At 61.1% G+C, this 17,857-nt stretch carries 15 protein-coding genes; 4 read left to right on the top strand and 11 right to left on the bottom strand.

The genetic code is table 11. The features are described 5' to 3' along the window. Window positions 1–145 precede the first annotated feature (145 nt). Window positions 146–1,516 carry a CYTH domain-containing protein gene (locus HU718_RS29130; RefSeq protein WP_186613409.1) on the top strand — a complete coding sequence of 457 codons (1,371 nt, stop codon included), beginning with the start codon at window positions 146–148 and terminating at the stop codon, window positions 1,514–1,516. 89 nt (window positions 1,517–1,605) lie between these two features. On the opposite strand, the gene HU718_RS29135 is transcribed toward HU718_RS29130, so the two are convergent. Further along, window positions 1,606–2,070, bottom strand: a complete 465-nt coding sequence (locus tag HU718_RS29135; protein WP_016983809.1) for an Lrp/AsnC family transcriptional regulator — start codon at window positions 2,068–2,070, stop codon at window positions 1,606–1,608. Between the two features lie 126 nt (window positions 2,071–2,196). Here HU718_RS29135 and HU718_RS29140 point away from each other — a divergent pair, with 126 nt between their 5' ends. The 3 genes from HU718_RS29140 (at window position 2,197) to HU718_RS29150 (ending at window position 4,799) form a co-directional block, all read left to right on the top strand. Then, a complete protein-coding gene (locus HU718_RS29140) occupies window positions 2,197–2,535 on the top strand; it encodes an ACT-like domain-containing protein (protein WP_095119878.1) in 339 nt (112 codons plus the stop codon). A gap of 92 nt (window positions 2,536–2,627) precedes the next feature. Continuing rightward, a complete protein-coding gene (tfpB, locus tag HU718_RS29145) occupies window positions 2,628–4,412 on the top strand; it encodes a type IV pilus assembly ATPase TfpB (RefSeq protein ID WP_186613407.1) in 1,785 nt (594 codons plus the stop codon). 66 nt (window positions 4,413–4,478) lie between these two features. Next, window positions 4,479–4,799: a DUF2388 domain-containing protein gene (locus HU718_RS29150; protein WP_176470061.1), complete on the top strand. Its 321-nt coding sequence runs from the start codon at window positions 4,479–4,481 to the stop codon at window positions 4,797–4,799. Between the two features lie 189 nt (window positions 4,800–4,988). Here the strand turns inward: HU718_RS29150 and gcvP are convergent, their stop codons facing one another. The 10 genes from gcvP to HU718_RS29200 form a co-directional block, all read right to left on the bottom strand. Further along, the gene (gene gcvP / locus HU718_RS29155) at window positions 4,989–7,862 is read right to left on the bottom strand and encodes an aminomethyl-transferring glycine dehydrogenase (protein WP_186613405.1); all 2,874 of its coding nucleotides are present in this window, start codon (window positions 7,860–7,862) and stop codon (window positions 4,989–4,991) included. Window positions 7,863–8,114: 252 nt separating this feature from the next. Continuing rightward, complete coding sequence (gene gcvH, locus HU718_RS29160; RefSeq protein ID WP_064389477.1) at window positions 8,115–8,498, bottom strand: glycine cleavage system protein GcvH; 384 nt, start codon at window positions 8,496–8,498, stop codon at window positions 8,115–8,117. A gap of 49 nt (window positions 8,499–8,547) precedes the next feature. Next, window positions 8,548–9,630 (bottom strand): glycine cleavage system aminomethyltransferase GcvT, encoded by a 1,083-nt coding sequence (gene gcvT, locus HU718_RS29165; protein ID WP_077574971.1) that lies wholly within the window; start codon window positions 9,628–9,630, stop codon window positions 8,548–8,550. Between the two features lie 156 nt (window positions 9,631–9,786). Further along, the gene (locus tag HU718_RS29170) at window positions 9,787–11,403 is read right to left on the bottom strand and encodes an ABC transporter permease (protein ID WP_186613403.1); all 1,617 of its coding nucleotides are present in this window, start codon (window positions 11,401–11,403) and stop codon (window positions 9,787–9,789) included. 349 nt (window positions 11,404–11,752) lie between these two features. Further along, window positions 11,753–12,757, bottom strand: a complete 1,005-nt coding sequence (locus tag HU718_RS29175; RefSeq protein WP_077574973.1) for an extracellular solute-binding protein — start codon at window positions 12,755–12,757, stop codon at window positions 11,753–11,755. Between the two features lie 221 nt (window positions 12,758–12,978). Next, on the bottom strand, window positions 12,979–14,196 hold the full coding sequence (locus tag HU718_RS29180) for a 2-octaprenyl-3-methyl-6-methoxy-1,4-benzoquinol hydroxylase (protein ID WP_186613425.1): 1,218 nt from the start codon (window positions 14,194–14,196) through the stop codon (window positions 12,979–12,981). 9 nt (window positions 14,197–14,205) lie between these two features. Beyond that, window positions 14,206–14,691, bottom strand: coding sequence for a DUF4442 domain-containing protein (locus HU718_RS29185; RefSeq protein ID WP_127930175.1), 486 nt, complete (start codon window positions 14,689–14,691; stop codon window positions 14,206–14,208). Beyond that, complete coding sequence (gene ubiH / locus HU718_RS29190; protein ID WP_150706315.1) at window positions 14,684–15,871, bottom strand: 2-octaprenyl-6-methoxyphenyl hydroxylase; 1,188 nt, start codon at window positions 15,869–15,871, stop codon at window positions 14,684–14,686. The genes HU718_RS29185 and ubiH overlap by 8 nt, the downstream gene beginning before the upstream one ends. Then, on the bottom strand, window positions 15,868–17,202 hold the full coding sequence (pepP, locus tag HU718_RS29195; protein WP_102901403.1) for a Xaa-Pro aminopeptidase: 1,335 nt from the start codon (window positions 17,200–17,202) through the stop codon (window positions 15,868–15,870). The genes ubiH and pepP overlap by 4 nt, the downstream gene beginning before the upstream one ends. Before the next feature lie 27 nt (window positions 17,203–17,229). Continuing rightward, window positions 17,230–17,790 carry a YecA/YgfB family protein gene (locus HU718_RS29200; RefSeq protein ID WP_016985920.1) on the bottom strand — a complete coding sequence of 187 codons (561 nt, stop codon included), beginning with the start codon at window positions 17,788–17,790 and terminating at the stop codon, window positions 17,230–17,232. Window positions 17,791–17,857: the final 67 nt, after the last annotated feature.

The following is a 17,857-nucleotide window of genomic DNA, read 5'->3' on the forward strand; positions in this document are numbered from 1 at the left end:
ACTCCCGATTTGAAGTCCATCATAGAACCATCCGGCGTCAGGAATAAACCGCCGCAGGGCGTAGGACGAATCAGTCCTGTACACTGCACGGCCTTGGCAGCCACACATTCCCCCGGCTGCGCTCCCGATCCTGGATTTTCCGGCCATGCAGAAAGAAACCGAAATCAAACTCCGCGTCAGCCGCGAAACCCTCGCCGCTCTGCGCGAGCACCCGTTACTGAAAAAACGCAACAAAAGTGGCTGGGAACGCCGTGAGTTGATGAACCAGTACTTCGACACCCCCGAGCGCGATCTGGCTCAGGCCAAAGTCGCCCTGCGCCTGCGCAAGGACGGTGACGAAGTGATTCAGACCCTCAAGACCCGTGGCCAGAGCGTCGCCGGTCTGTCCGAGCGTAACGAGTACGACTGGAAGTTGCCGAAAGCCAAGCTCGACGTGAAGAAACTCGACGGCGAATGCTGGCCCGAGTCGCTGGCCGAGCTGGACAAGAAAACCCTCAAGCCGATCTTCACCACCGACTTCGTCCGTGAGCGCGCCGAAATCGCCTGGGGCCGTGGCAAGAGCAAAGTGGTCATCGAAGCCGCGCTGGATCTTGGTCACGTTGTCGTCGGCAAGCAGAAAGAAGAAATCTGCGAACTGGAACTGGAATTGCGCGAAGGCGAGCCTGCCGCGCTGCTGGAACTGGCCGCTGAACTGGCGGAAACCCTGGCGCTGATGCCGTGCGACATCAGCAAGGCTGAGCGCGGTTATCGTCTGTACGACGCCAACAGCTACTCGCTGAGCCTGCCGGCGCCGGAGCTGACCCCGGAAACCCAACTCGACGACGCCTTCGCTGCGCTGAGCTGGCACTTGCTCGGCAGCAGCCAGCGTCTGGCTGAACAATACCGTTTCAACGGTCACTGGCGCCTGTTGCTCGACTGGGTCGAAAATCTCGTGGAAATGCGCGCCCTGCTCAGCAGCCTCGGCCAAGCCGCGCCGCGTCAGTCGACTCACGACTTGCGCGTTGCCCTCGATGCTTTGCTGGAAGACTGGCGCCCGCTAGTGCAGGCCGGTATCGAAGACGAAGACGTGCGCAAAGCCGCACCGGAGCAGTTCCTCGAAGAACTCGAAGACCCGCGCTGGGGCTTGTTCTCGCTGAACACTTCGCGTTGGTTGCTGGCCCGCACCTGGACCGCCGAGCGCAACGTGCGTGGCAACCGTCAGGGTGGCGCGCAGTTGCACAGCTGGCTGCCGCGTACCTTGGGCGAAGAAGCGACGGCCCTGCAATTGCAGCGTTATCAGCAGCAGCCGGAAGATCTGGCTGAACAACTGCCGCGTATCGAGCGCATTCAGGTCTGGCTGCACCATGCACGCAATGTGCTGGATATCCCGGAAATGGATCGACTGTACGGTGAACTGAACAAGCTGGCGCAACTGGCCAACGAGCCGACGATCACTGACGAACTGCTCGACGCACGCAAGCAGCAGGCGATTGCGGTTTACCAGAATCGCGCTTGGAAAATGCTCCTGCGCATGTAAAACCGCTTTCGCGAGCAGGCTCGCTCCCACAGGGGATTGCATTCCAATGTGGGAGCGAGCCTGCTCGCGAAGAGGCCAGCAGCCTTGCCTCAAACCGGCAGGCTGGTGGTGGACTTGATCTCCGACAGCGCCACAATCGAATTCACCTCCTGAATCCCCGGCACCAGCGACAGCTTCTCGAAGAAGAACCGCTCATACGCCTCAATGTCCGCCGCAACAATGCGCAGTAAAAAATCCACCGCGCCCATCAGCACATAACACTCCAGCACTTCCGGAAAGCCGCGAATCGCTTCGGTGAACTCAGTGAAGTTCGAACGCCCGTGCGCGTTGAGTTTGATCTCGGCAAAGATCTGCGTATTCAGGCCAATCTTCTTGCGATCGAGCAAAGTCACCTGGCCGCGAATGATCCCCTCCTCCTTCATCCGCTGAATCCGCCGCCAGCACGGCGATTGCGACAGGCCGACCTGCTCGGCGATCTGCGCACTCGACAGTGAAGCGTCCTCTTGCAGCAGGGCGAGAATCTTGCGGTCGTAGCTGTCCAACTCGCTGTGCATAGAAAAACCTCAATAACCGGATTATGCGAATTGATCTTTTCGATCAGCCGTCATTAACGCCGATCATAGCCAAGAAATACCCCGCGCCGAATGTAAAAATTCCTCCAGAGATTTTGGAGACTCGCCATGCCGCACCTCGAAGCCGTAACCACCGCGCCAACCCGCGCCGATGTCTGGAGCGTCAGCAACACCCATTGCCTGGCGCAGTATCAGATTCTCGCCGAGGCTGAGCCGGACTTGCTGGTGCGGGTGCTCAACCTGTTCGCACTGCAATTCCTCACACCGGAACAAGTCACCGTGCAGCGAATGGATGACTTGATGTCGATCGACATTGTCATGGGCGGTTTCAGTTGGCATCGCGCGCAAGTGATCGCGGAAAAACTTCGTAACTTGATCAGCGTTTGCTCGGTGAACCTGCAAAACGCCGACAGCTTCTGGGATGCACCCGCGCAAGCCGCTGGCTGACAAATCCGGCAACGGCTTCGTCGGGTAGTGGCCCAACGGTCTGCGGGGCCACGACTATCCTTTTGCGCACTGTCGCTCAAAAGGAAGCCCGCATGTCCGTTCAACTCGCCACTCAGGACCGCTGGCTGGAACTCAACGAGGTGCTGCGTGAACTGGTCGCCCAAGGCTTTATCGGCCAGGACTCGGCGGAGCAGGCACTGAATGCCCGCCGTCGCCATGCAGCCCACGGCCAGATGCACCCGCTGGAATTCATCGCCAGTCAGCAACTCGATGACCTTAGCCGTCCAGGCAAACACCTCGATCTGGAAAGCCTGACCCTGTGGCTGGCGCAGCAGGCCGGTCAGCCGTACCTGCGCATCGATCCGTTGAAAATCAACGTCGCCGCGATCACGCCGTTGATGTCTTACGCCTTCGCACAACGGCACAAGATTCTCGCCGTAGCGGTCGACCGCGACTCCGTCACCGTGGCCAGTGCCCAGCCTTACGTCACCGGATGGGAAGCCGATCTCACCCACGTATTGAAGCTGCCGATCAAGCGGGTGGTGGCCAACCCGGCGGATATCCAGCGCTTCAGCGTCGAGTTCTTCCGCCTGGCCAAATCGGTCAGCGGCGCCAGCAATGGCGATCAGCAGAGCGGTAACCTCGGCAACTTCGAACAACTGCTCAACCTCGGCGCCAGCGATCAGGAGCCGGACGCCAACGACGCGCACATCGTCAACATCGTCGACTGGCTGTTCCAGTACGCCTTCCAACAGCGTGCCAGCGATATCCATATCGAACCGCGCCGCGAGCAAGGCACCGTGCGTTTTCGCATCGACGGCGTGCTGCACAACGTCTATCAATTTCCGCCGCAGGTGACCATGGCGATAGTCAGTCGCCTGAAAAGCCTCGGGCGGATGAACGTCGCCGAAAAGCGCAAACCCCAGGACGGCCGGGTCAAGACCAAGACCCCGGATGGCGGCGAAGTCGAGTTGCGCCTTTCAACGCTCCCCACCGCGTTCGGCGAAAAAATGGTCATGCGGATTTTCGACCCCGAAGTGCTGCTCAAGGACTTCGATCAACTGGGTTTCAGCGCCGATGACCTGCGCCGCTGGCAAGACATGACCCGCCAGCCCAACGGCATCATTCTGGTCACCGGGCCGACTGGTTCGGGCAAGACCACCACGCTGTACACCACGCTGAAAAAACTGGCGACGCCGGAAGTGAACCTCTGCACCATCGAAGACCCGATCGAAATGGTCGAACCCGCGTTCAACCAGATGCAGGTGCAGCACAACATCGACCTGAGCTTCGCCGCCGGGGTGCGTGCGCTGATGCGGCAGGACCCGGACATCATCATGATCGGCGAGATTCGCGATCTGGAAACCGCTGAAATGGCGATTCAGGCAGCGCTCACCGGGCACTTGGTGCTGTCGACGCTGCACACCAACGACGCCCCCAGCGCGATCAGCCGTCTGCTCGAACTCGGCGTGCCGCACTACCTGATCAAAGCCACCGTGCTCGGGGTCATGGCCCAGCGTCTGGTGCGCACCTTGTGTCCGCATTGCAAGGCGCCGCTAACGCTGGAAGACGAAGACTGGCAAACCCTGACCCGCCCCTGGCAAGCGCCACTGCCAGGTAACGCGCAGCGTGCCATCGGTTGCGTGGAATGCCGCGACACCGGTTATCGCGGTCGCGCCGGGGTTTACGAAATCATGCAATTGAGCGACAGCCTCAAAGCCTTCATCACTCCGGATACCGACCTCACCGCCATTCGGCGGCAGGCGTTCAAGGAAGGCATGCGCAGTTTGCGTTTGTCCGGCGCGCAGAAGGTTGCGGCAGGGATGACGACGGTAGAGGAAGTGCTACGGGTGACGCCGCAGAGCGAGCAGAAATGAGCCGCCACGGAACCGGATCGGGGAAATGGCGATCCAAGGCCCTAGTTAACCCCCAGGAGTCATCTCATCATGCGTCTCAAACTTGCTGTCGCCACTCTGGCCTTGCTGTCCCTTCCCGTTGGTTCGGCCATGGCGGACAGCTTTTGGCGTAACGTCATCTCGTCCGGTGCCACCACCGGTTCGACCTACCTGACCTTCAAGGACCACAAACTGATCATCGCCGCGCAGGACGATGCCGGCAGTTTCGTTGCCAGTGACGGCAGCATTCGTGGCCCATATCTGGAAGCGGCGATGCAGAAAGTCCGCGCCGACAATCCGGGCCTGCAGGCGTCGGACATGGAGCTGGCGAATGCGATTCTGGCGAAGAACGCCGTGGCTTCCGAGTAAGCCGTTCGCAAAGAAAAATGCCGCTCAATCGAGCGGCATTTTTTTGCCTGAATTTCAGACCCACCCCATTAACCCTGTGGGAGCGAGCCTGCTCGCGAAAACAATCTTTCACTCAACATTTTCGGTGACTGAATCACCGCTTTCGCGAGCAGGCTCGCTCCCACAGGGGAAGGTGTGCTTGCCGGGAAATCAGCGGTAATCATCCACCGGGACACAGGCGCAGAACAGGTTGCGATCGCCATAGACATTGTCGACCCGATTCACCGCCGGCCAATACTTGTGCGCTTTGGTGTGCGCATCCGGGGTAATGCCCTGCTCGATGCTGTAGGGACGCTCCCAAACCCCGGTGACATCCGCCAGAGTATGCGGCGCCCGTTTCAACGGGTTGTCCTCGGCCGGCCAGTTGCCGTTCTGCACTTCGGTGATTTCTGCACGAATGCTCAGCATCGCACCGATAAAGCGATCCAGTTCAGCCTTGGATTCACTCTCGGTCGGCTCGACCATCAACGTGCCCGGCACCGGGAAGGACATGGTCGGCGCGTGGAAGCCGTAATCCATCAAGCGCTTGGCGACGTCTTCCTCACTGATTCCGGTCAGCGCCTTCAGCGGCCGCAGATCGAGAATGCATTCATGCGCGACTCGTCCATTGCGGCCGGTGTACAACACCGGGAACGCACCGGATAAATGCTGCGCCAGGTAATTCGCCGCGAGAATCGCCACTTCACTGGCGTCCGCCAATTGCGGGCCCATCATGGCGATGTACATCCAGCTGATCGGCAAAATACTTGCACTGCCCCATGGCGCCGCGCTGACGGCGCCGTTCTGCGCCAACGGCCCATCGATTGGCACCACAGGGTGATTGGCGACGAACGGCGCCAGATGCGCGCGAATCCCGATCGGTCCCATGCCCGGGCCGCCACCGCCGTGTGGGATGCAGAAGGTCTTGTGCAAATTCATGTGCGACACGTCGGCGCCGATGTCCGCCGGCCGCGCCAGCCCGACCTGCGCATTGAGGTTGGCGCCGTCCATGTACACCTGACCGCCGTGTTTGTGAATAACTTCGCAGATCTCGCTGATGCCCTCCTCGTACACACCATGGGTCGACGGATAGGTCGCCATCAGGCACGACAACTTATCCCCAGCCTCGGCGGCTTTCGACTTCAAATCTTCCAGGTCGACGTTGCCGGCCTCGTCGCACTCGACGATCACCACACGCATGCCGGCCATTTGCGCCGAGGCCGGGTTGGTACCGTGAGCCGAGGACGGAATCAGGCAGATATCCCGCGCGCCCTGCTGCCGGCTCTCGTGATATTTGCGGATCGCCAGCAGCCCGGCGTATTCGCCTTGGGCGCCGGAGTTGGGCTGCATGCAGATCGCATCGAACCCGGTGATTGCGCAGAGCCAGCGCTCCAGTTCTTCGATCATCAATGTGTAACCGACGGCCTGCTCGCGGGGCGCAAACGGATGCAGTTCGGCGAATTGCGGCCAGGTGATCGGGATCATCTCGCTGGTGGCGTTGAGTTTCATCGTGCACGAGCCCAATGGGATCATCGACTGGTTGAGCGCGAGATCCTTGTTCTCCAGTTGTTTGAGATAGCGCAGCATCTCGGTTTCGCTGTGATGAGCGTTGAATACCGGATGGCGCAGATAAGGCGTCTTGCGCTGAAGTTTGTCGGGGATGCCGGAAACCAGCACTTCGGCGTCGAGATCGTCGACGTTCAGCCCATGATCGGCACCGAGCAGTACATCGAACAGTTTCGCCACGGTGCGTTCATCGCAGGTCTCATCGAGACTCAGCCCGACGCGACCACGGCCGAGAATCCTCAGGTTGATCTGCGCAGCCTGAGCACTCTCGATAATCGCGGTTTGCGCACCGCCGACGTCCAGCGTCAGCGTGTCGAAGAACTGCTCATTAACCCGGCTGATGCCTTTGCGCTCAAGCCCCGCCGCCAGAATGCAGGTCAACCGGTGCACACGCTGGGCGATGCGTTTCAAGCCTTCCGGGCCGTGATAGATCGTGTAGAAACTGGCGATGTTGGCCAGCAGGACTTGTGCGGTGCAGATGTTCGAATTGGCCTTCTCCCGGCGGATATGTTGTTCGCGGGTTTGCAGGGCCATGCGCAGCGCCACGTTGCCCCGGGCGTCCTTCGACACACCGATGATCCGCCCCGGAATCGCCCGTTTGTATTCCTCGCGACTGGCAAAGAACGCTGCGTGCGGCCCGCCGTATCCCATCGGCACGCCGAATCGCTGAGACGAACCGAACACCACATCGGCGCCCAGCTCCCCCGGTGGTGTCAGCAATAGCAAGCTCAATAAATCGGTAGCGACACAAGCCAATGCCTGTTGCGCATGCAAGTGATCGATCAGTGGACGCAGATCGCAAACCTCGCCATGGGTGTCCGGATACTGCAGCAGCGCACCGAACACCTGATGCTGTTTCAGGTTATCCACAGCGTCGATGATCAGCTCGAAACCGAAGCCTTCGGCGCGGGTCTGCACCACGGAAATGGTTTGCGGATGACAGTTCTCATCGACGAAGAACAGATTGCTCTTCGACTTTGCCACGCGCTTGGCCAGTGCCATGGCTTCCGCCGCCGCCGTGGCTTCATCGAGCAGCGAGGCGTTGGCCAATTCGAGGCCGGTGAGGTCGATGGTCAACTGCTGGAAATTCAGCAGCGCTTCGAGTCGGCCTTGAGCGATCTCCGGTTGATAGGGCGTGTACGCGGTGTACCAGCCTGGATTTTCCAGCACGTTGCGCAGGATGACGGTCGGCGTGAGTGTGCCGTGGTAACCCATGCCGATCAGACTGGTCCAGACCTGGTTCTGCTCGGCGTAACCGCGCAGTCTGGCCAGCGCGGCCTGTTCATCGAGGGCGGGCGGCAGATCCAGTGCGCGATTGAAGCGAATGCCCGGCGGCACGGTCTGCTCGATCAGTTCGACCCGGCTGCCGAGGCCGAGGCTGTCGAGCATCGCCTGTTGTTCGGCAGCATCGGGGCCGAGGTGACGGCGCAGGAAGGCATCGGGGTCGCGTAACTGGCTCAGGGACGGCAACTGGGACATGACGGGCTCTCTCTTGGCTGGCGCTCGGCGTCAATGCAACACGGTCAAACCAGCATAGCAGCCCCCATCGCCGCCAATTTTCAGAGCAACCGCTTTCCCCTTGTGGGAGCGAGCCTGCTCGCGAATGCGGTGTGTCAGTCAATTCAAATGTTTCTGACAGAGCGCATTCGCGAGCAGGCTCGCTCCCACAGGGGAAAATCATCGTGCATGAAAAAGCCCCGACAAGTCGGGGCTTTGGGTATTGCTTAAAGCTTACTCGCCGATGGCAGCCTTATAAGCAGCGGCATCGAGCAGCTTGTCCAGCTCAGCCTTGTCGCTTGGCTTGAGCTTGAAGATCCACGCGCCGTACGGGTCGGAGTTCAACAGCTCTGGCGAACCGCCCAGCTCTTCATTGACCGCGATGACTTCACCGCTGATCGGCGAATAGATGTCGGAAGCAGCTTTCACCGATTCAACGACGCCAGCCTGATCTTCAGCGGCGAACACCTTGCCCACTTCAGTCAGCTCGACGAACACCACATCGCCCAGCGCTTCCTGCGCGTGATCGCTGATGCCCACGGTGACGGTGCCGTCAGCTTCCAGACGTGCCCATTCATGACTTTCGGCAAAACGCAGTTCAGCGGGGATATTGCTCATCTTCGGTGTCCTCGGAATTGGGTCAGCGGTCATGCCCGCCGGAAAAAGGTTAGATCAAAGTTTTGCCATGGCGGACGAAGGTCGGTTTGACCACCCGTACCGGGTACCACTTGCCACGGATTTCCACTTCGGCGCGGTCGGCGGTGGCCATCGGAACACGCGCCAGGGCAATCGATTTGCTTAGCGTAGGAGAGAAACTACCACTGGTGATCTCCCCTTCGCCAACATCGGCGATGCGAACCACCTGATGGGCGCGCAAAACACCGCGTTCTTCCAGCACCAGACCAACCAGTTTGTGCGCGACGCCAGCGGCTTTTTCCGCTTCCAGAGCAGTGCGACCGATGAACTGGCGCGAGGCCGGTTCCCAGGCAATGCTCCAGGCCATATTGGAGGCCAGTGGCGAAACATCCTGATGAATGTCCTGACCGTAGAGGTTCATCCCGGCTTCGACGCGTAGCGTGTCACGGGCGCCGAGGCCGATCGGGGAAATGCCGGCGCCGACCAGATCGTTGAAGAACCCCGGCGCCTGACTGGCCGGCAGGCAGATTTCCAGACCATCTTCACCGGTATAACCGGTACGGGCGATAAACCAGTCACCGTCGGTGTAGCCTTCGAAGGGTTTGAGGTGCTGGATCAGCGTGGCGCGCGACTGGGTCACCAGTTCGGCAATCTTGTGCCGGGCCTGCGGTCCTTGAATGGCGAGCATCGCCAGCTCGGCGCGTTCGTGCAGTTGCACGTCGTAATCGCCGCGCTGCGCGTTCATCCAGGCCAGATCCTGATCGCGGGTGGACGCGTTGAACACCAGACGATAAGCGTCATCGAGGCGGTAGACGATCATGTCGTCGACGATGCCGCCGCGCTCGTTGAGCATGGTGCTGTACAACGCACGGCCGGGGCGGTGCAGGCGGTCGACGTCATTGGCCAGCAAATGCTGCAGCCAGGCTTTGGCCTGGGGGCCGGTGACATCGATCACGGTCATGTGGGATACATCGAACACCCCGCAATCGCGGCGCACTTCGTGGTGCTCCTCGACCTGCGAGCCGTAATGCAGGGGCATGTCCCAACCGCCAAAATCGACCATCTTCGCGCCGAGGGCGAGATGCAGGTCATACAGAGGCGTACGCTGTCCCATGGGTTTCTCCTTCCGGGCGTGGCGAAGGTGCGGACAGTCGCTGCACAGCGTGAAAGCCTTGTAATAGAAGGCCTTCAGCCAATTTCAGCGAAAAGATCTGTCAGACGAACCGCACCGAATGCCGCGCATTGTAGCCGCATGATTCAGGACTCACTACTAAGTGTTTCGATGGGCGGAGCGGCGAATCAGGCCGATGACCGGTAACAATCCAACCAGAACCAGAGTCAGCGCCGGCAAAGACGCCCGCGCCCATTCGCCTTCGCTGGTCATTTCAAAGATGCGTACGGCCAGCGTATCCCAGCCAAACGGGCGCATCAGCAGGGTCGCGGGCATTTCCTTGAGCACGTCGACGAACACCAGCAACGCCGCGCTCAGCGTGCCGGGCAGCAACAACGGCAGATACACTTTGAAAAACAGTCGCGGCCCACTGACACCCAGGCTACGTGCCGCTTCGGGCAAAGAGGGCCGTATACGCGCCAGACTGCTTTCCAGCGGGCCGTAAGCGACCGCAATGAAGCGCACCAGATACGCCATCAGCAACGCTGCCAGACTGCCGAGCAGCAACGGCTTACCGGCGCCTCCCAACCAAGCGGAGAGCGGAATCACCAGCTCGCGATCCAGATAACTGAACGCCAGCATGATCGACACCGCCAGCACCGAACCCGGCAAGGCGTAACCGAGATTAGCCAGACCCACCCCGGAGTTGATCGCCGGTGTCGGCGCCAGTCGCCGGGCGAAGGCCAGTAACAACGCAACGCTGACGGTGATCAGCGCCGCCATGCCACCTAAATAAAGGGTGTGCAGGATCAACCCGGCGTAGCGTTCATCGAGATCGAAACGCCCGCGCTGCCAGAACCAGACGATCAATTGCAGCAGTGGAATGACGAAGGCGCAGGCGAACACCAGGCCGCACCAGCTCATTGCCGCGAAGGCCTTGAGCCCGCGCAGGTGATACAGCGCTTTCATCCGAGGTCGCTCGTTACTTGCCCGGTTGGCGCCACGCGCGCGACGTTCGCCGTACAGCACCAGCATCACCACCAGCAACAACAGACTGGCCAATTGCGCGGCACTCGGCAGGCTGAAGAAGCCGTACCAGGTCTTGTAGATTGCCGTGGTGAAGGTGTCGAAGTTGAACACCGACACTGCACCGAAATCTGCCAGGGTTTCCATCAGCGCCAGCGCCACACCCGCGCCAATCGCAGGGCGCGCCATTGGCAACGCCACTCGCCAGAACGCTTGCCACGGCGATTGCCCGAGCACCCGCGCCGCTTCCATCAGGCCTTTACCCTGGGCGAGGAACGCGGTGCGCGCCAGCAGGTAAACGTACGGGTAGAAGACCAGCACCAGCACGATAATCACCCCGCCAGTGGAGCGCACCCGTGGCAGGCGCAGACCGGTGCCGAACCATTCCCTGAGCAGTGTCTGCACCGGGCCGGCGAAATCCAGCAGGCCGACGAAAACGAAGGCCAGCACGTACGCGGGGATGGCGAAGGGCAGCATCAGCGCCCAGTCGAGCCAGCGTCGGCCGGGGAATTCGCAGAGGCTGGTGAGCCAGGCGAGGCTGACGCCGAGCAGCGTCACACCGACACCGACGCCAACGACCAGCGTCAGGGTGTTGCCCAGTAGGCGCGGCATCTGGGTTTGCCACAGGTGCGACCATATCTGCTGATCAATGGTCTGCCAGGAGAGCAGCAGAACGCTCAGGGGCAACAGCACCAGCGCGGCGATGGCGAAGACGATGGGGTACCAGCGGCGTTGGGCGGGGTGGGCCACTTTTGGGTCTCTGGGGGGGGGTGGGGTGTTCTTGGATTGGGTATTTCAGGTTGGGATTTTTGCCCTCACCCTAGCCCTCTCCCGGAGGGAGAGGGGACTGACCGCGTAGTTTATGGGAATTACGCCGACCTGAAACATCGAGCCGAACTCAGGATTTGAATTCAACATAGATCGACTCCCTCTCCCGGAGGAACAGAGGACTGACCGAGGTGCTCATGCAAGCTACATCGACCCGAGATATCGAGTCGAACTCAAGTTTCGAAAACAACACAAGTCGGCTCCCTCTCCCTCCGGGAGAGGGCTGGGGTGAGGGCAGCGATCTAACGTGAACAGCGTTATCGGAACAGACTCAATTCCACCCCGCCCGATCCATCATCCGAATCGCCTCAGCCTGACGCTTGCCCGCCACTTCCACCGGCAAGGTATCAGCAATGAACTTGCCCCACGCAGCCACTTCTTCGGAAGGCGCCACCGCCGGGTTGGCCGGGAATTCCTGGTTCACGTCAGCAAAAATCTTCTGCGCCTCTGGCGTGGTCATCCACTCGACCAAAGCCTTGGCCGCTTCCGGGTGCGGCGCATGTTTGGTCAGGCCAATGCCCGACAGATTCACGTGCACACCGCGATCGGCCTGATTCGGCCAGAACAGCTTCACCGGCAGCTCCGGCTTCTGCTTGTGCAGGCGACCGTAGTAGTAAGTGTTGACGATGCCAACGTCGCACTGCCCGGCATTGATCGCTTCGAGCACCGCAACGTCATCGGAGAACACGTCGGTGGACAGGTTGTTGACCCAGCCCTTGAGGATCTTCTCGGTCTTCTCGGCGCCATGGACTTCGATCATGGTCGCGGTCAGCGACTGGTTGTAGACCTTCTTCGCCGTGCGCAGGCACAGGCGCCCTTCCCAGTTCTTGTCGGCCAGTGCTTCGTAGGTGGTCAGTTCGCCCGGCTTCACCCGCTCGGTGGAGTAGGCGATGGTCCGCGCGCGCAGGCTCAGGCCGGTCCAGGCGTGGCTGGACGAGCGATATTGCAGCGGGATATTGGCGTCGATGGTCTTCGAGGTGAACGGCTGGAGGATGCCCATCTGCTCGGCTTGCCAGAGGTTGCCGGCATCGACCGTGAGCAACAGGTCGGCAGTGGCGTTTTCACCTTCGGCCTTGATGCGCTGCATCAGCGGCGCTTCCTTGTCGGTGATGAACTTGATCTTCACCCCGGTCTTGGCGGTGTAGGCATCGAACACCGGTTTGATCAGCTCATCGATGCGCGACGAGTAAACCACCACCTCATCAGCGGCCTGGGCCGTTGTGCTACCGATCAGGGTCAGGGCCAGTGCGGTCAGAAGACGCTTGGGTGCCAACATGGGAGTGGTCTCTCGGTCGGGAATTGTGGGCCAAATGATAAGGACTCACATTTACCACCTCAATCGAACTCTTTTTGAAGGAGTTACCAGATGTTGCACAGCCTGAAATTTGTGGTGGCTGTTCTGGCCCCTTCGCGAGCAGGCTCGCTCCCACATTGGAATGCATTTCAAATGTGGGAGCGAGCCTGCTCGCGAAGAGGCCATCAGCCTTAATGAAGATGTCAGGCTTTGGCGAGGGCCGGAAGATCACCGGTCAACCCTAGGGCTTCACGCACAAACAGCGCCTTCGCCTCCGGCATCTGCTCCACCAGCTTCAACCCGGCATTCCTCAGCCAACGCACCGGCAACGGATCAGCCTGGAACAACCGCTCAAAGCCCTCCATCGCCGCCATCAACGCGAGGTTATGCGGCATGCGCCGACGCTCGTAACGGCTCAGCACTTTCACATCGGCCAAACGCTCACCGCGCTCCGCCGCCTGCAACAGCACTTCGGCCAGCACCGCCGCATCGAGGAAGCCCAGGTTCACACCCTGCCCCGCCAACGGGTGAATGGTGTGCGCCGCATCGCCGATCAACGCCAGGCCTTCCGCCACATAACGCTTGGCATGGCGCTGACGCAGCGGCACGCACAGTCGCGGATCGGCACTGATGACTTCGCCGAGACGCCCCTCAAAGGCACGCTCCAGCTCACGGCAGAAAGCCGCCTCATCCAGCGCCATCAATCGCTCGGCCTCGCTCGGCGTGGTCGACCAGACGATCGAACACCAATCCTGCTGCCCGTCACGTTCCAGCGGCAGAAACGCCAGCGGCCCGTGATCGGTAAAGCGCTGCCACGCAGTCATCTGATGCGGCTTGCTGCTGCGCACGCTGGTAACGATGGCGTGATGCAGGTAATCCCACTCACGCGTCGCCACACCGGTGAGACGGCGAACAGCTGAGTTGGCACCGTCAGCGGCAATCACCAGCGGCGCGCGCAACTGTCGACCATCGGCCAGCGTCAGCAGCCAGTCATCACCGGAGCGACGCATCTGCTCCAGCCGCGCATTGGCGAGCATGCCCAGATCGCAATCGTGCAAACGGTCGAGCAAGGCGTCCTGCACCACGCGGTTTTCGACGATGTGGCCCAGCACCTCGGCGTGCACGCTGCTCGCCGAAAAGTGAATCTGCCCGGTGCCGCTGCCATCCCACACGTGCATGTCGGTGTACGGGCTGCTGCGGCGTGCGGCGATGCCATCCCACACACCGAGGCGTTCAAGAATGCGCTGGCTCGCCGCTGACAGGGCGCTCACGCGCGGTTCAAACGCAGCTTCAGCGTCGAACGGTTTGACGCTCAGTGGGCTGCCGTCGAGCAGCAGGACTTCGAGCCCGCTGTTCTGCAACGCCAACGCCAGGGCGCTGCCGACCATTCCGGCTCCGACAATCAGCAGATCTGCGCGCATGTCCATGCTTTAAGCCTGTCTCGCTTGCGGCTTGAGCCGCACATAAAGGGTTTTACCGACCCGCGCCACCAGATTGCCGGCGCCGTCATGAATGTCGACCTGCAACTGCGGCAGGTACTTCTCGCCATTGGCGGTTTGCCGGCGAATCTCGGCGAGCAAGGTCTCGTCGATATTGAACCGGGCGAACACCGGGCCTTTGCCCGGCGCAATGAAATCGATATCGGCGGCCTTGTCCCAGACGATGTAGCGCGAGCCGAGGTTTTCCATGAGCATCAGCATGAAGAACGGATCGACCATCGAATACAGACTGCCGCCAAACTGCGTGCCGACGTAGTTGCGGTTGTACCAGCCAAGGCCCATCGACACCTGAACGTCGCGGAAGTCATCGCTGATGTGCCGAACGCGTACGCCAGCGCCGAGGTACGGCGGGTAGAACGTCATCACCCAGCGCATCAACCGCGCCTTGCCGAATTTAGCGGTCAACCACTTAAGCATCCGGACGCGTTCCCAAACCCATGGCCTGACGGGCAAACCAGCGCTTGGCCGGCGGCAACAGATCGAGGCCGAGCAGGCCGATATTTCGCCCCAGCGAGACCAATGGCTGCGTGCTGCCGAACAGCCGCGTGACCTGATCGGAGAAACCGACGGTGAGATCCTGATCGAGACGCTGACGCTCGCGATACGCCTGCAACGTGGCGAAATCGCCCAGTGGCTTATCGCTGCCGAGCAAGGCAGCGGCCAGTGCATCGGCATCACGCAGCGACAAGTTGAAACCCTGACCGGCAATCGGGTGCAGGCTGTGCGCCGCGTTGCCGAGCACGGCCAGATGCGAGCGCACTTGCTCTTCGGCCTCGACCAGCGTCAGCGGATAAAGATGCCGCGCGCCAACCTGTTTCAACGTGCCGAGGCGATATCCGAACACGCCCTGCAATTCGCTGAGGAAATCGCGCTCGCTCAAATCGGCCACACGCTGCGCATCCATGCCCAAACGGGTCCAGACCAAAGCACAGCGATTTTCCGGCAGCGGCAGCAGGGCCATCGGCCCCTCGTCGGTGAAGCGCTCAAAGGCCATGCCGTTGTGCGCTTCGCTCGGGGTGATGTTGGCGATCAGCGCGCTCTGGTTATACGGACGCTTACGCACATTGATGCCCAACTGTTCGCGCAGCCCGGAGCGACCGCCATCGGCGAGTACCGCGAGGTCGCATTCAAGGGTGGTTTCATCGTTGAGGGTCAGGCGATAGCCGTCGGGCAACGGCTCCATGCGCGTGACCTCCGCCGGGCAGCGCCAGCTGATCACGTCTTTATCGATGTGCTGCCACAGGCACTGGCCGAGCCAGGCGTTTTCCACCACATAACCGAGCGCTGGCACACCCTCTTCCATCGCTGACAAACGCGCGGTAGAGAAGCGACCACGGTCGGAGACGTGAATCTGTTTGATCGGCTCGGCGCGGCGGGAGATTTCCTGCCACACGCCCAGACGTTGATAAATCTGTCGCGAACCGAAGGACAGCGCCGACGAACGTGCGTCATAGCTCGGCTGCCAGCTGTCGCCGGGAGCGAACGGCTCGATCAGCACGATTTTCCAGCCACGCGCCTTGGCCCCGGCCTGCAAGGCCAACGCCAGGCTCGCGCCGACCAGACCGCCACCGATGATTGCCAGATTGACTCGACTCATGCCGCGTGTGTCCTTGCTTGCGCCATCAGCGCTTCGATGTCGGCGACGGTTTTCGGTACGCCGGTGGTGAGGATTTCACAGCCCGTTTTGGTCACGACCACGTCGTCCTCGATACGCACGCCAATGCCGCGCCATTTCTTCGCGACGTTCTGATTGTCCGGGGCGATGTAGATGCCTGGCTCCACGGTGAGTGCCATGCCGACCTCGAGCACGCGCCATTCGCCGCCGACCTTGTACTCGCCGACGTCGTGTACATCCATGCCCAGCCAGTGACCGGCGCGGTGCATGTAAAAGGCTTTATAGGCTTCGCTGGCGATCAACTCGTCGACCTCGCCTTGCAACAATCCGAGCTTCACCAGCCCCGTGGTGATCACTCGCACTGTGGCTTCATGCGCCTGATTCCAGTGCTTGTTCGGGGCGATTTCGGCGAACGCGGCTTCCTGCGAAGCCAGCACCAATTCGTAGATTGCTTTCTGCTCGGGTGAAAACTTGCCGTTGACCGGCCAGGTGCGGGTGATGTCGCTGGCGTAGCAGTCGATCTCGCAACCGGCGTCGATCAACACCAGATCGCCGTCCTTGAGCAACGCGTCATTCTGCTGGTAATGCAGGATGCAGCTGTTGCGTCCGGCGGCGACGATCGAACCATAGGCCGGCATCTTTGCCCCGCCCTTGCGGAATTCGTAATCGAGTTCGGCTTCGAGGCTGTACTCATAGAGCCCGGCCCGACTGGCCTGCATCGCGCGGATATGGGCTTGCGCCGAGATCCGTGCGGCTTCGCGCATCACCTTCACTTCTGCCGCCGATTTATACAGACGCATGTCGTGCAGCAGATGATCCAGGGCAACGAATTCGTTCGGCGGCTGGGCGCCGAGGTGCGCTTTGGAGCGGATCACGTTGATCCAGTCCATCAGGTGGCGATCGAATTCAGGGTTGCTGCCCATCGCCGAATACACCCGGTCGCGGCCTTCGATCAGGCCCGGGAGGATGTCGTCGATGTCGGTGATCGGGAAAGCGTCGTCGGCGCCGAAGTCGCGGATCGCGCCTTCCTGCCCCGCGCGCAGACCGTCCCACAATTCGCGTTCGGCGTTGCGTTCACGGCAGAACAGCACGTATTCGCCGTGCTCACGGCCGGGCATCAGGACGATAACGGCTTGCGGCTCGGGAAAGCCGCTGAGGTACTGAAAATCGCTGTCCTGACGGTAGACGTGCTCGACGTCGCGGTTGCGAATCGCCACCGCGGCGGCCGGCAGGATCGCGATGCTGTTGGGTTCCATCTGCGCCATCAGGGCCTTGCGGCGACGGCTGTATTCCGCTTTCGGGATATGGGTCATGGGCAGATGGCTTTCCCTGGCACGCGATTAATGCAGCGACGGCTTGGCGGCTGGCGGCACGTCGGTTTTCTTGGTTTCCGAGAACAGCAGCAGCGGCGCGACGCGCAGGTATTCCATGACTTCCATGTAGTCGGTTTCGCCGTCTTCGGATTCTTCGAGGGCGTCTTGCACCTGGGAAATGGCGGCCAGATCCTGCAGCACTTCGGTGGCTTCCGTGCTGAGCATGCTGCTGTCGCGGCAGTTCAGGCCGAAACCGCTGAGGAAGCCCTGGCACCACTCGCCCAGTGCAGCGGCGCGGTCGGCCAGCGGTGCGTCATCGGTCGGCAGCAACAGAACGACGGTGACGTCGTCGCCGGTCAGCTCGCCTTTGACCATCTCTTGCAAGCCGATCAGGGCGTTGCGGACGTTGTCCTGGATGTCGCCTTCGAGCAGTTCGGCGGCGTCGATCAGCCAGCCTTCGTTATCGAAGCCGGCACCGGCGCAACTGCGTCCGAGCAGCACGCCATGCAGTTCGGCAGGCGAGACGTTGTGGCCGCTGGAAGTCAGCAGGGTGGCAAAGGCTTGGTACGGGGAATTCGCAATGGTCATGGGCAGCTAGGCGCCAGACGGCGCTATGTCTAGAATGAAGGCCTTGTATCCTACATCGACAGACTCG

The organism is Pseudomonas tensinigenes (genome assembly GCF_014268445.2).
Taxonomy (GTDB): domain Bacteria; phylum Pseudomonadota; class Gammaproteobacteria; order Pseudomonadales; family Pseudomonadaceae; genus Aquipseudomonas; species Aquipseudomonas tensinigenes.